The organism is Rhizobium sp. P2_G2 (assembly GCF_056403555.1).
Map to the genome: position 1 here is coordinate 17317 of NZ_JBFUFF010000019.1, position 13818 is coordinate 31134.

16 protein-coding genes are annotated in these 13818 nt (G+C 59.2%); 4 read left to right on the forward strand and 12 right to left on the reverse strand.

Annotated features, from left to right (window positions below):
* The first annotated feature begins 3 nt into the window (after positions 1–3).
* Both AC1D06_RS16030 and AC1D06_RS16035 read left to right on the forward strand, forming a co-directional pair.
* Complete coding sequence (locus AC1D06_RS16030) at positions 4–585, forward strand: DUF1214 domain-containing protein (RefSeq protein WP_477986995.1); 582 nt, start codon at positions 4–6, stop codon at positions 583–585.
* Complete coding sequence (locus AC1D06_RS16035) at positions 582–1127, forward strand: DUF1254 domain-containing protein (RefSeq protein WP_477986996.1); 546 nt, start codon at positions 582–584, stop codon at positions 1125–1127. The genes AC1D06_RS16030 and AC1D06_RS16035 overlap by 4 nt, the downstream gene beginning before the upstream one ends.
* A 354-nt stretch (positions 1128–1481) precedes the next feature.
* Here AC1D06_RS16035 and AC1D06_RS16040 read toward each other — a convergent pair whose 3' ends face one another.
* On the reverse strand, positions 1482–2546 hold the full coding sequence (locus tag AC1D06_RS16040; RefSeq protein ID WP_477986997.1) for a M14 family metallopeptidase: 1065 nt from the start codon (positions 2544–2546) through the stop codon (positions 1482–1484).
* Positions 2547–2667: 121 nt separating this feature from the next.
* Between AC1D06_RS16040 and AC1D06_RS16045 the strand changes: the two genes are divergently transcribed.
* Complete coding sequence (locus AC1D06_RS16045; RefSeq protein ID WP_477874353.1) at positions 2668–2988, forward strand: YnfA family protein; 321 nt, start codon at positions 2668–2670, stop codon at positions 2986–2988.
* 75 nt (positions 2989–3063) lie between these two features.
* Here the strand turns inward: AC1D06_RS16045 and AC1D06_RS16050 are convergent, their stop codons facing one another.
* A complete protein-coding gene (locus AC1D06_RS16050) occupies positions 3064–3234 on the reverse strand; it encodes a hypothetical protein (RefSeq protein WP_477874351.1) in 171 nt (56 codons plus the stop codon).
* Between the two features lie 335 nt (positions 3235–3569).
* On the opposite strand from AC1D06_RS16050, the gene AC1D06_RS16055 reads away from it, so the two are divergent.
* The gene (locus tag AC1D06_RS16055) at positions 3570–4523 is read left to right on the forward strand and encodes a DUF2336 domain-containing protein (protein WP_477874349.1); all 954 of its coding nucleotides are present in this window, start codon (positions 3570–3572) and stop codon (positions 4521–4523) included.
* Here the strand turns inward: AC1D06_RS16055 and AC1D06_RS16060 are convergent, their stop codons facing one another.
* The 10 genes from AC1D06_RS16060 to AC1D06_RS16105 form a co-directional block, all read right to left on the reverse strand.
* Positions 4524–4943 (reverse strand): type II toxin-antitoxin system VapC family toxin, encoded by a 420-nt coding sequence (locus AC1D06_RS16060; RefSeq protein WP_477874347.1) that lies wholly within the window; start codon positions 4941–4943, stop codon positions 4524–4526.
* Entirely contained in the window at positions 4943–5188 is a 246-nt protein-coding gene (locus AC1D06_RS16065; protein ID WP_477874345.1) for a type II toxin-antitoxin system VapB family antitoxin, read from the reverse strand. The genes AC1D06_RS16060 and AC1D06_RS16065 overlap by 1 nt, the downstream gene beginning before the upstream one ends.
* A 171-nt stretch (positions 5189–5359) precedes the next feature.
* Positions 5360–5491, reverse strand: coding sequence for a hypothetical protein (locus AC1D06_RS16070; protein ID WP_477874343.1), 132 nt, complete (start codon positions 5489–5491; stop codon positions 5360–5362).
* Positions 5492–5815: 324 nt separating this feature from the next.
* Positions 5816–7081 carry a calcium-binding protein gene (locus AC1D06_RS16075; RefSeq protein WP_477874341.1) on the reverse strand — a complete coding sequence of 422 codons (1266 nt, stop codon included), beginning with the start codon at positions 7079–7081 and terminating at the stop codon, positions 5816–5818.
* Between the two features lie 39 nt (positions 7082–7120).
* Positions 7121–8674, reverse strand: coding sequence for a calcium-binding protein (locus AC1D06_RS16080; RefSeq protein ID WP_477986998.1), 1554 nt, complete (start codon positions 8672–8674; stop codon positions 7121–7123).
* 426 nt (positions 8675–9100) lie between these two features.
* Positions 9101–9838: a metallophosphoesterase family protein gene (locus AC1D06_RS16085; protein WP_477874337.1), complete on the reverse strand. Its 738-nt coding sequence runs from the start codon at positions 9836–9838 to the stop codon at positions 9101–9103.
* A 197-nt stretch (positions 9839–10035) separates the two neighbouring features.
* Positions 10036–11319: a calcium-binding protein gene (locus tag AC1D06_RS16090; RefSeq protein WP_477874335.1), complete on the reverse strand. Its 1284-nt coding sequence runs from the start codon at positions 11317–11319 to the stop codon at positions 10036–10038.
* A gap of 263 nt (positions 11320–11582) precedes the next feature.
* A complete protein-coding gene (gene uraH / locus AC1D06_RS16095) occupies positions 11583–11939 on the reverse strand; it encodes a hydroxyisourate hydrolase (protein ID WP_477874333.1) in 357 nt (118 codons plus the stop codon).
* Positions 11936–12436, reverse strand: a complete 501-nt coding sequence (locus AC1D06_RS16100; RefSeq protein ID WP_477874331.1) for an ureidoglycolate lyase — start codon at positions 12434–12436, stop codon at positions 11936–11938. Before AC1D06_RS16100 ends, uraH begins: the two co-directional genes overlap by 4 nt.
* Before the next feature lie 108 nt (positions 12437–12544).
* Positions 12545–13783, reverse strand: a complete 1239-nt coding sequence (locus tag AC1D06_RS16105) for a hypothetical protein (RefSeq protein WP_477986999.1) — start codon at positions 13781–13783, stop codon at positions 12545–12547.
* Positions 13784–13818 lie beyond the last annotated feature (35 nt).

Below are 13818 nucleotides of genomic sequence, written 5' to 3' on the forward strand. Positions count from 1 at the left end.
TCGATGTTCCGCCTGCCCTTTCTTGTCGCGCTCGCGCTGATCACTGCTTTCGGCCTCGGCATCGGCTCGACCGTCAAGATGCTCGACGCCTCGGCGGGTTTCGGCGCGATCAAGCTCGGGCCCTGGGTGGCGTTTCCCGAGGCGCAGATGCCGGATGCCGATCCTTATGCGAAATCGCATCGCGCCCGCGCCGGCAAGCTGCTGCTCGGCTCAGCCGAAGGGCTTATCTTCCATGCCGGCGCCGACCAGGACGGCAAGCCGCTATCGTCCTATTGCACCTATGAAATGCGCGGCCAGACGCCGCTCGCCCGCTTCTGGACGCTCTACACCGCCAATGCCGCCGACGAGGTGCTCGATCCCGGCCCGGAGCTGCCATCGGCCTTCAATGCCTGGAATGTGTTGCGGCGATCCGACAGCACGTTCAGCGTCGTGATCTCGCCTTCGCCGCAGCCGGGCAATTGGCTGGCCGTCAAGCGTGGCCGCCCCTTCCGACTGGTGCTGTCGCTGCTCGACACGCCGACCGCCGGATCGAATGGCGTGCTCGAAATCGACATGCCGACGCTCCGGAAAGTGAGCTGCTCATGATCCGCATGGCGCTGTTTGCGATCCTGACGGGGCTCGTCGGTGCGGCGGTGCTGCATATCATCATCATCCTGTCGCTGCCCGCCTTTACCGGGCTCGACGCCTATACCCGACTGTTGAACGAGGATGCTCAGAACCGTTTCGTGCTGTTCGACGCCAAGAAGGATGCCGCCGGCTTCAACAACGGCGATCCCTATCTGCGCGTCGCGGCCTGCATGTTTTCGGTCGAGGACAAGCCGGTGCATCTGACCGCCGGTAGCGGCGTGCCGCTCTGGTCGTTCACCGTCTACGATTCAGCTAACAATGAAGTGTTCAGCATGAACGACCGCTCGGCGGCCGGCGGCGAGCTCGACGCGATCATCGCCTCGCCGCAGCAACTCGCCGGCATTCGCAAGTCCGATCCAGACGTGATCTCTGAGAGCGTGCTGGTCGAGATGCCGCGGCCGGAGGGCTATATCGTGCTGCGCGCGCTGGCGCCGACGCCGAGCTTCGAGGAGGACGTCGAGAACTTCCTCTCCGATGCCGATTGCGAGAGCTACGAGTAGGCAGGAACCAGGGCGACCAAATCCTGGTGGATCGCTCCCCAGGCCCGCCGGACGGTAGGGTCTATCCGGCGCGCCATACCTGTGGGGAGGTGAGGAACGACCCGGGGAGTAACCACGGGACCGGGCGAAGGTTCCGTGGCAGATCATCGCAGGATAGATGAAGTTTATCCTCAATGATCCTTTGTAGCAAATCAGTTACGCCTCGAGCTTTTTAGAACTATCGCAATGACGGGATAATGCCTCGACAGCTTTCTCGCCAAGCGGAGGAGCCGAATACGCCTCCCGAGGCCCTGATTGCGTTTGTTCCGGGCTATTACGACTGGGATGGATGCTGCCAAAGCGACCTTCAATCGCTCAAACCTCTAGCCCGCCGCCTGGCTTCCGCGCCGCATGCGACAATTCCCGGCTGGCAATCTTCATCAGATTGTCGGTCGGGCGCACGAAGCGGTGCTGGACGCGGGTGACAATATAGCCGTCGCAAGGCGCGGTGACGACGATATCCTTGGACGGGTCGCCCGGTACGGGCGCCACAGTGGCCAGCGGGTCGCCGGTCTTCACCCATTCGCCGACGTCCTTCTCGAACAGCAACGCGCCGAAGACCGGGGAATTGACCATTTGCACATAATCGAGGCCGGCGGCGGCTCCGATGAAGGGTTCATTACGCGAGGGCGTTCCCGCGACCACGCTGCGACGCTTGAGGAAGGAGAGGATGCCTTCGGCGTCGCGTTTCGCGATCTCGGGATAGACGTCGCGCAGGCCGCGGAATTCCATGGTCAGCGACAGGCGGCCATCGTACCAGTTCTTGCGGTCGCCGAGCGTGCCATGCTGCCAGGCATAGGTGACCGCGTCCTCGAAGGCGGCGCTGTTGCCGTCGGAGAGCAGGACGGCGCCGAGGCCGAAGCTTTCGGCCAGGTCCATCGAGGACGACCAGTAGAGCTCGTGCAGGTAGGAATAAATCACTGATTCATCGTCGCAATGCAGGTCGAGGACAAGATCGGCCTGGACGGCCATCGACAGCAGGTGGCGTTTGAGGTTTTCGCTGGCCAGGCGGCTATGCGGATTGTCGGTCAGGCCGGCGCATTCATCGAGCGGCACGAGCGGGAAATCGCGATTGAAGTTGACACGGCTGCCTTGTTCGAAACGGCCCTGCAGTTCATCGTAGAGATATTGTGCCGCGCCGATCGGATTGGCCTTCGGCACGATGGTGATGTCGCCGAGGATTTCGCCCCTGCGCTCTGCCTCTTCCAGCATCGGGACGGCATAGTGAAGCGCTACGACGCCCGGCAGTTCCGACGCGTGCAGTGCCGCCTGCATATAGACCTTCGGCGCGGAGGAATCCTTGCCCACGAAACGCAACACCGGCAGGCGCCACTCCACGCCTGGCGTGTCGCCGGCGATGACGATCTCGGATTTCTGCATGATACTCTCCCGTCTCTCAAGTCTTTGCGGCAACCTAGCCCGGATCGGAGAACGGCGTCCATACGCGTTTACGACAAATTCTACGTTTGTGCAATTTTGTCGGGGAGTGTAACGTAAGGCTGTGGCTTACCTGATCTATTGCGCTGCGGCGCTCTGCGAAATCGCCGGCTGTTTCAGTTTCTGGGCTTGGCTGAGACTTGGCAAATCGCCGTGGTGGGTGGCGCCGGGCGTGGTGTCGCTGGCGCTGTTTGCCTGGCTGTTGACGTTGATCCCGAGCGGGGCTGCGGGACGAGCCTATGCGGCCTATGGCGGCGTCTATATCGCGGCGTCAATTCTATGGTTGTGGATCGTAGAGGGTCAGCGGCCGGACCGCTTCGACATGGCCGGTGCACTCGTGTGCCTCGCGGGCACTGCGATCATCCTCTTTCCGGCCCGAAGCTAGCAGGTACCGGGGTCCGCGAGGACCGGATCGCGAAACGGTCTGCCGGCGGAGGCAGCCGATCTTCGTCAGGCGGGCTCAGTTCTTCTTGCGCTTGCCGCCGCTCGACCGCTTCTGCGGATGATCGTCGGCACCCGACCAGCGTTCATAACGCACGCCGGTAAACAGGAGTATCCGGGCCTCGCATGGCTCGTTGCGCCGTTTGGGCAGTTTGGCGAGCCTTTCTTCCAGTCTAATTACGTCTGCCATTCTCATCTCCATTGAACTGGATTGAGACGGATGAACTTGAGAAAAATCTCATCCTGCCGTTTCCGGCAGGCGCTTCCGAAACCCTAGGGTTCAGGAGGATTGCGCCTTTCTCCTTTCCTCAGCCGTCTCCCAGACCATACAACGCGTGAGAGGGGCTATCTGTTACGCATGAAACAGGGTGGACTGCGAATATTAACGCACCCTTATGCTCTGTGATCAGATCATGTCATAGTTAACACCATCTTAAGAGATTGCCTATAATTTTCAGGGCAAGCGGTTTTGCGTGTTCCGGGTGCCTCGTGTCTGATCGTTTTCGAGAATTGGAAAGCCCGTCCATGGTGCGGACAAAGGATGTGGTGCTGATGGCGACAGTGTCGTCCTACGAGGGTATGAGCCAACCGGGCCGCCACGAGCTCCGGCAGTTTTCCGAGCTGTTCGAACCGCTCTACAAGGCCTCGAGCCCGGAGGCGCGACGCAACGCGGTGGCGGCGCTGGCGCGCTCGCCCGTGCTGCCGCAGGCGGTGGCTATGTTCGTCGGCAGCCAGCCGATCGAGATCGCTGCCCTCTTCCTCACCCGGTCGCCCGCGATCGACGATGAGACGCTGATCACCATCGCCAGGCGTCAAGGCCCCGCACATGCAAGGGCGATTGCGGCACGCGAAAACCTCAGCGTCAAGGTGGTCGACGCACTGGTGTCGCTGCATCACGGCAATGCCGGTACACGGGCACCGATCGAAGAAGCTCTGCCCGTCGCTCCCGCTCCGCCCAAAGACCGCGAGGAGGATGTCCGCCAGCAACTCCGATCGCTGGTCGAGCGCGAGACCATTGCCCATGCAGAGGACAGGAATGAAGCCCGTGCGGAAATGCATTCCGCTTTGCTTATTCGTTTCGCCCGGCTGCGCCAGGTGCGTGATTTCTCCTATCTCTTGTCGAATATGCTCGGCTCCAGCCAGTGGTTGTCGAACCGCATCCTGCTCGACATATCTGGCCTGCAGCTTGCCACGGCGCTGATTGCGCTCGATATCGAGGCTCCGGACGGCGTTTTCGTGCTCAAGCAGTTCTACCCGCATCTGGATGCGACCAGCGGCAATGTCGGACGCGCCGAAGCGCTGTGGCACGGCCTGGACGCCGACGATTGCATCGACCGGTTGACGGCCTGGATCCGCGCCGATGATTACACCCAGGGCAAGGTGCCAGAGCAGGACGCCGCCAATGCCAACCGCCCTGCCCCCGCGCTCCCGGCGCAGCGGCCCAGCTTCGGCCATATGCGTGGCATCGCGCGGCGCTGATCAGCCGAGATCGGTGAAGACGAAATCGTTGCCCTTGTAGAGCAAGCCGGTGCCGAGGGATTTCGCGGCGGCGTAGGAGAAGCAGTCGCCGAGATTGAGGGCGGCCTTGTGACCTGCGACTTTGCCGAAGATTTGAGCGGCCACCACCGCACCTCGACCGATCGCAGATGAAATAGCAATCTCCTCTGCGGCGATATCTTCGATGAAAGAGTCAAACGCGGACTCCGTCTCGATGATAGCGCGCGGATCGGTTCTGCCGCCCTTTGCCATTTGATAAATGCGCGCAAGGGCCAGGGTTGCCTCGTAGCGCGTGACCGCGCTGAAATAGAGCGTTTCTGCCGCTCGTACCTTTGCGAGTTGCTCTTCCCAATCCGTCTCTTTTCCCAAAATGGCGACAATGATCGAGGCATCCAGAAACATCAAATATCGCCGCTCAGTTCATCGCTGAACTTCTTCATATCGAAGCCCGGGTCACGCGGACCGAGCGCTGCAAGCCGCTTGTGCAGTTCCTTGACACGCTCGATCAACGGCACTTCCGCTTTTGCCGCCGCGATTTCCTTCTTCAGCGCGTTACGCACGGCTTCAGTTTTGGTCGGAGTGTTTCTAAGCCGCTGGACCTCTGCAACCAGCCGGTCGACCTCGGGGCCACGGATATAGAGCGCCATTGTATATCTCCTTTGGCTAAAGAGTATATACTCGTTTCAGCGAGCCAAGACAATGTCCTGCCCGTCACATATGAAAAAGCCGGCAACGACGCAGGGATGTCGTTGCCGGCTCCGGCTGGAGGCCTTAGGGAGGATAAACCGTGGCGCGCGATCGGGCCGCGCGCAAAAATCTCAGAAGATGCGATAACGGCGGTTGTCTTCGTCGGTCTGCGCCTCACGGCTCGAAGCGATGACCGAGGAGGCGAAAGTGGCGATAAACATTGCCGAAATCAGTGTCGCGAACAGGCCGAGTGCAAAGGTCATGATGTCATCCTCGAGCGCCCGGCAATCCACGTGCCGCGCCCTATATTCTGCCGATGTCAACGTTTGGTGCGAAGGGTTTATTCGCGGGAAGCCATTCTCTCTTCCGATGAGGCCAATATGGCAGTCATTCGTTTCAGGCGAGTGTCTAACTATGGTAAATAATGTTTCAATTTAACCTTGTCCGTCGGAGCCGGCGAATTCTCGAAACAGATCACACGACTGGAAAACGACACCCCGGCGGTCAGGTCCAATCCGCCGAGGATGTCGTCCGGTCGGCGAGATGCCGGCCGATGTCCGCCTGACGGCGGACTGCRCCGTCGCGGCTCAGATGGCGAAATTGAAATCGTCGACCGTGAGGTCGGCCTTGTGGATGCCGATCAGCGTCAGGCTGTCGTCACCCTTGGTGATGACCACACCGTCGGCGCCGTCAGCGGCATGCGACTTGATATCTGCCAGGCTGTTCATGCCGGTCCATTTCGACACGTCGATCGAATCTTCCATATGCGTGAAATCCTTGATCGTATCGCTGCCGTCACCGATGCCGAAATGGAAGACGTCGCTATCGGCGCCGCCGATGAGCACATCGTTGCCCTTGCCGCCGATAAGATCGTCGGCACCGGCCAATCCGGTTAGTTTGTTGTTGCCGGAATTTCCCTGGATGACATTGGCGTCCGTAGTGCCGGTGCCGTCGATATTGCCCTTGCCGAGCAGGACGAGGTGCTCGACATTGGCACTCAACGTGTAGCTGACGGTGGACTTGACCGTGTCGGTGCCTCCGCCCACTTCTTCCTTGAGGAAATGCTTGCTATCGTCGACGATCAGTGTGTCGTCGCCCATGCCGCCGACAATACCGAGCTTGTTCAGCGTGCCGCCCCGATTGTCGAATGTGTCATCACCGTCTCCCAAGGCGACGGCGCCTTTCATCGTGCCGTCATTGACGATGGAGACGTTTCCGTCGAAACTGCTCGCGCTAAGCGCGATCCCTGCCGAGCCCGTCAGGTGGCCATGGTTGACGAACTTAACGTCAGCGCTCCCGGAACTGGTGATATCCGTTATGTAAACACCGACCTGATCGCCATAGATCACGCCATGCTCGCCATTGACGATCTCAGTTCCATCGCCGCCACCCAGAATGCCGGCGAGGCCTGACACAAAGCCGTTGTTGACGACCTTCGAACCGGCGCCTGCGACCAGGATGCCGCCAGCTTCACTGCTGCTGCTGGTAAAGGAGGCAATGATCTTGCCATTGTTGGTGATTGCGGTATCCGTGCCCAACGAGGCAATGCCGATGGAGCCGTAGACCGAGCCGGTAGATCCGATCGAAACTTTGTCGTCCTTGCCTGACGTGATGATACCGGCCTGAACACCGAGAATCTGGCCGTCGATATTGTAAACATTGTCGTGGACGGAATCCGGGGCGTTCAAATTTTCCAAAATGGTTCCAAAAATGCTGCCGCCCCCGCCGCCGAGCAGGCTCAAATCGCCGCCCGCCATGAGGTGAGCACCTTTTTCGACATTCACGACATTGTCGCTATCGAGCATCAAGAGCACACTGGCGGTGAAGCCGGTGATCGTTGTGGTTTTGGTCATGGATAATCTCCGAAAATTCGTTGCACGTTGGACGGCGGCTCAAGTAGCCGAATAGACGAAGTCCCCGTCCGTCAGTTGCGCCTCATGGATGTTCTTGATCAGCAGGGTGTCCTGGCCGAGCGTGATGAGTGTGTCGCTGCCCTGGTCCACGGCGTGATTGGTGACGGCGGCGAGATTGGTCATGCCGGTCCAGTGGCTGAGATCGATGACGTCACTATCGGCCTGGCTGAAGTCGGCGAGCGTGTCATGACCATCGCTCGTGGAGAAATGGAAGGTGTCGGCATCGCCGCCGCCCCAAAGCATATCGGTTCCCTTACCGCCGCTGAGGTCGTCGGAGCCGCCCAGACCCTTGAGCGTGTTGTTTCCGGCATTGCCGACAAGTATGTCGGCAGCCGTGTCCATGCCGGTGCCATTGATATTGGCCTTGCCGATCAGGACAAGGTTTTCGACATTGGCAGTCAGGGTGTAGCTCACCGTCGACTTCACAGTGTCATTGCCGCTGGTGCCGCCGCTATCTTCGCTCAGGACGAGCTTGGCACTGTCGGCGATTAGGGTGTCGTTGTCATCGCCGCCGATAATGGAGCCAGTCATATGGCCACCACGGCCATCGAACGTGTCACTGCCGGCACCGAGGTCCACATCGCTGGTCATCTTGCCCGAGTTGACGACCCTGTCGTCGTCCATGCCGCCGATGATCGAAGTGCCGGTCATGGTGCCACGGTGGTTGTCGAAGACATTCGAGCCGTCGCCGAGTTCCACGTTCCCCATGATCTTGCCCGAGTTGACGATCTTGTCATTGCCCGTGCCGCCGATGATCGAACCCGTGATCGTGCCGCCGTGATTGTCGAGGACATTCGTACCATCGCCGAGGTCGACATAGCCATCGATCGTTCCGGGGTTGGTAAGTTTGTCATCGCCGTCGCCGAGGCTGACGTTTCCGGTTATCGAGCCATCGTTCGTGACGGCATCGTTGCCGGCCCCACTTGCGAAAGCGAAGGTGTCAGAACCAATATTCACGGCTGTCACCACCAGTGTGCCGTGGTTGACGAACGTGGACGTGTCACCCATGTTGGTCTGCATATTGACCGCGCTGATCAACGACCGGATGACGCCATTGTCACCGTTGACCACGGTGACGCCGTCACCCGTCGTGCTGATCCCGCTGAGACCTTCGATCAGGCCATCATTCTGCACATGGCTATGGTCTCCCGCCGAGATAATCGTCCCCACGCCCGAGTCGAACCCGGTCGTTATGAGATGACCGCGATTTTCTATTTGTGTCTTGGCGCCGGCAGCATAGATCGCGACCGCGGCCTCGATCTCACCGGTCTTTCCGATCGTGATTTTATCTTGCGCTCCGCCGGCCAGAAGACCGATCTCGTAGCCGATGATTTCGCCGTTGATGTTGAAGGTGTTGTGCGACGGCATGGGGGTCTTGGTAATATCTTCCATGAGCGTGGCGGCGGGAGGGCTCGCGGAAGGATCGACCTTGCCGGACATGAGCGTGGCACCCACGTCGAGAGTTAGTTCGGTGTGGCTTGTCTTCACGACGATATTACTGTCGTGAAAGCCCTTGATCGTCTTGTTTGCCATCAGGCTGCTCCTCATGCTGATTGAATGAAGTAAATGCCGCCGCGGCGACGAATAATGACAAATGTCAAATCAAAGGCGACGGCGAGGCTTTGAGAACACCATGCGGTTATCGCGAAAGAGCCGATGGGGAACGCATAGCGAATCTGGTGAAATGGAAGGCTTCAGCCGGGTGGGTGGTGGATAAGCGCCCCGCCGGCAGCCGACATCTRTTCATGTCCTGAACACAGCTTGCTCGTTGCAGCACTCACCATGATTGCCTCCCCGGAACCCCGTTTCCAGCATTGGTTGCTGGTGCACAGCCGGCCGAGCCGGTGCGTCTCTGCTCTTCACGTTTGAGCTTCGTCAAATATTCTTAGCGGATATGAATATCAGTCCGACAGACGAAATCAGTGCTTGGCCAGTTCGACGCAGCCGCAATTCGCCGCGCTAAATCCAGCCCGCTGACAGCGCATGTGCCCAGTCGTAGCGGCCGCGCGATGCCGCAAGCTGCGCCATAGCCTGATGATCATAAGGCACCAACCGAAGTGACACATGCCAGCCCGCCCGCGCCTTTTCGATCACCGCGTAAGAGGCATGCGGCGTGCCCGCTTCGACTTTGTGGTAGAAGGGCTGATCGTCGTCATAGGCGGGGCAGCCGACGCTCCCGGGATTGACGATCATCCGTCCATCCGAGAGTTGCACCACGCGCTGCAGGTGCGAATGGCCGCACAGGATCAGCGGCTCGCCGATGCCGGCCGCGAGCGCCTCGATCTCGGCGAGCGGCTTCGCATGGACGAGGCCTTCGGCGGAGACAGCCTCCAGCCAGTAGCGGTTATCGTCAGTTGGAGTGGCATGGCACATATAGACTTCATCCCTCCAGACACGGCTTGCCGGCAGGCTGCGCAGCCAGTCGAAATGCGTGGACCGGAGATCGTCGATGGCATCTGTCTCCCAGCTGTGCATCTCGGCTCTTGGCCGGTCGATCAGATAGCGGTCGTGATTGCCTCGCACAGTCGGGAAGTCGAATGCCATCAGGAGATCGGCCGTGCGGCCTGCCTCGAGCGGACCCGACAGGCTGTCGCCGAGATTGACGACATCGCCGATGTCCTGGGCATCGATGTCGGCCAGGACGGCTTCAAGCGCCAGGGCGTTGCCATGGATGTCGGCGATAGCGGCGAATTTCAACTGTGTTCCTCGTCAGGAGAAAGATGAGATCGGCCCCGCGGACATTCGCCTTCGTGGCGAGCCGATTATGAAGTCGGTGATAGCGCGGATTGTCGAAAAGCTCCACAGCAAGTGGAAGTCTCGGCGCGCGATTGCGAAGATGGCATGCAAACAGCCGCCGCGGATCAGGCGGCAGCCGTTTGTTGCGCACATGTTCATCAGGCCGGGAAGATGAAGTCGTTCTGGCTCAGATCATGCGTGGACGTATTCTGGATGATCAACTGGTCATTGCCGAGCGTGATCACCACGTTGCCGTGGTCGTTTGACCAATGCTGCTTGACTTCCTGAAAGTTGTTGATGGTGCCCCAGTGGGTCAGGTCGATCTTGTCGTGGTCGCCGTTCTGATCGAAATCAGTAATCGTATCGTGGCCGAAACCGGTCTTGAAGACGAATGTGTCGTCGTTCTTGCCGCCGGTGAGCAGGTCGTCGCCCTTGCCACCGCTGAGCTCATCGGCACCGTCAAGGCCGAACAAGTGGTTCTTGCCCTTGTTGCCGAAAAGATCATCGCCGTCATTGGTGCCGGTGCCATCGATGTCGGCCTTGCCGAGCAGGATCAGTTGTTCGACATTGGCCGACAGAGTGTAGGTCACGGTCGACTTGACGGTATCAAACCCTTCACTGCCGCCGTTTTCCTTGAGCTTCACATGCGCGTTGTCGGTGATCAGCGTGTCGTCGCCGGCGCCACCTTCGATCGCGTGATCGACAGTGCCGCCACGATTATCGAAGACGTCCTTGCCGGTGCCCATATTGATGCGGCCGGCAATCGTGCCCTGGTTGACGACGCTGTCGTCGGAATCCCCGAGCTCGATCGCAAAGGCCTTCCCCTGGCCTGTGATGTGGCCGTGATTGGTGATGTTGATCTTGTCGGTCGCCTCAGTGTTTTCGGAGAAGATCGCCGCCGTCTTGCCGATGATGTTGCTGTGTGTGTCAAGGTTGATCGTCGTGCGGACGTCGGCGACCTGGATGCCGTAGGCTCCTTGAAGCTTACCATCATTCTCAATGGTGGAATTGACGCCGGCGGCATAGATCGCCGCCCCATTCACCGACGAAGCAATCACAGTGCCGGTATTGGTGATCGAGGTATTGAGGCCCGCGTAGTAGATGGCGTCACCGGATGCGTCGGTGGCAGTGATGTGGCCGGCATTCGTGAGGATGGCATTGTCGCCGCTAAATTCGATGCCGCCATTGCCGAGGATCGTGCCGCTCTTGGCAATGTTGACGATCATATCCGTGCCGCTCACCTGGACTGCCCAGGTCGCCTGGTCAGTTTGCTCGACATCGCCTTTCAGGTTGAGGGTGTCGCCGGCGGATGTGTCGCTTACGGCAATCGCAGAATCGACGCCGTCCGCCGTGCGTGTGGCATCGGCCTGGAGCACATAGGTCTTGTCGTCGTCGTCGATCAGATATTGGGTATTGCCGGAGGGAATTTCGATGGCAGCCATGGTCGTCTCCTCGCTGAGCGCCTCATATGTGTGTGGCGGTTGCCACACAGAGATGAGCGCGGTTCAAACTGATGAGGACCTTAACGTCCCCGATGCAAACCTTATGGCTGCGGCTAAACCACGCCTGTTACCCGGGTGACTGTGTAGCAAAAGATATAGACGCCGGGGATCGCCGAGCCGGCCCCGCTGACGGGCGCCATGCACTGTCAGCACGCACCAACGATCGAGGCCGTCTTGAGAACCGGCGGGGACCGCCTTCCGCGTCAGCTGCCGCGATAGGTCGAATAGCCGAAAGGCGAAAACAGCAGCGGCACGTGATAGTGCAGGTTCGGGTCTGAGATGCCGAAGCGGATGGGGATGATGTCCAAGAACAGCACGTCCGGCAGTTTCTGGCCGGTAAACTTCAGATAGGCACCGGTATGGAACACCATTTCGTAGGTGCCTTTGCGAAAAGTCTCACCGGACAGGATCGGTCCGCCGTCGACGCGACCGTCGGCATTGGTGCGCACGGTGCGCAAATACTCGCGAACTTCTTCCTGGATGCGAAAAATATCGATCATGATGCCCTTGGCAGGTATGCCCAAGGCCGTATCAAGGACATGCGTCGTAAGGCCAGTCATAGTGCGACCTCCGAAATGATAAACGGCACGGAATAGAAGTATTTTTCAAGATTATGCTCTTCTCCGAGGCGATCTACAACGAGAAAATCGCGCGTTTCACCAAGAGCCATCAACGGATGGTGCCATGTATTCGCTCGGTAGTTGATGCCCTGGTCACCGCTTGCAAGGAAAACAACAGGCGTGCCCGGTTGACCGCCGCGATCTTCGGCAACGATGACCAGCCAGGGATGACGGTCAAGCGGATGAAAACTCTGGCTGCCGTAGGGATGCCGCTCCATCATATCGACCTTGTAGGGAAAGGTGCGGGCCTGTCCGCGGAACAAGCTGATGATCGCCCGCGCGTCTGTTCCCAGGACTTCGACATTGCCAAGCGCGTGGTAGCGCTCGGTCGTGCCCGAATTGATCATCTGCAGCGTCGTGGGATCTCGTTCGACCACCTGGCCGAACGGTGCAAAAGCCGCCTTGGTCAGCGGCGTGATGGAAAGGGCTTGTGTCATAGCTCATCCGGATGAATTGCCAGTTGAGACCCGGTTAGCGTAATGCAAACGGGGACGCAATGCATCTCCGGCTGTACACCGGCTACCCACTCCTCCTGCCGCTGTCGATCAAGACAATGCGTGGAAGCTGACATCCGCCTTGGTGAGGTCGGCCTCAGTCATGCCTATCAACGTCAGAGAATCGCTGCCGGCGTGGATGATGAGGTTGCCATCATCTTCACTGAGATGGCCGCCATGGATGAGCTCGTGCCAACTTTGGATATCGTCCCAACGGGAGAAATTCAGCACGTCGCCATCGACAAATTTGGTGATCACATCGTGACCGCCATGCGTCTCAAAGACGAACACATCTGCGCCGGAGCCGCCGACGAGCGTGTCATTGCCACCCGCGCCGTCGAGCGTGTCGGAGCCGCTACCGCCCGAGAGCGTATTGGCTGCGGAATTGCCGGTTATCACATTGTCGAGCTTGTTGCCGGTGCCATCGATGTCGGTTTTGCCGAAAAGGATAAGATCCTCGACATTTGCGGATAAAGTGTAAGTCACGGATGCCTTGACCGTATCCGTGCCCTGATTCACCTTTTCGGAAAGGATGTCGGTAGCCTTGTCTGTAATCAACACATCATCGCCGTTGCCGCCGAGGACAGTCCCATCGATCTTGCCGCCACGATCGTCGAACCGGTCGGCATCGCTGCTGAGGTTGATCACGCCTTCGATGACGCCGGTGTTGACGATCGTCACGCTATCATGGGCCTGGATCGCAACAGAGGCCGTTATGCGACCGGCATTAACGATATGAAGGTCGATGCCTGCCTTGTCGTAAATCCCGACGGCAGCGCTGATGAAACTGGTCTTGTCGAGCTTGACGATGTTGTGGTCGCCGAAATTGTAAATACCATCACCGCCGTAAAGCAAGCCGGCGTTTTCGGCGGTGATGCCGTTAGCAGACAGAGACAGTGCGGAACTCGTGGTCGAGACGATCGCGCCGGTGTTGATGACATTGCTATTGTCGCCGCTGAAGACGACACCACCCTCGATCATTCCCTGATTGATGACGGCACTGCCGACACCGTTCATCTGCACGCTGTCCACGTCCGGACCACGGATCGAGCCCATGGCAGCGATCGTCAAAGTGGTCCCCGTGGCATTGGAGACGAAGGCAACCTCGTCGTTGTTCGAAGCGACGGCCTGGCCCTTGATGATGACCTGGTCGTTGATATTGCCTGTGTCGACGAATATCGCATGACCCGCCGACACCGAGATCGCGTCTTGGGCTGCAAGAATGTATTTTGAGAATGAATCCTGAATATCGTATTCGCTGTCACCGCTCGGGATATCGTAGGTCGTCATGTCGCTCTCCGTTACCGGTGATTCGACCCACCAGC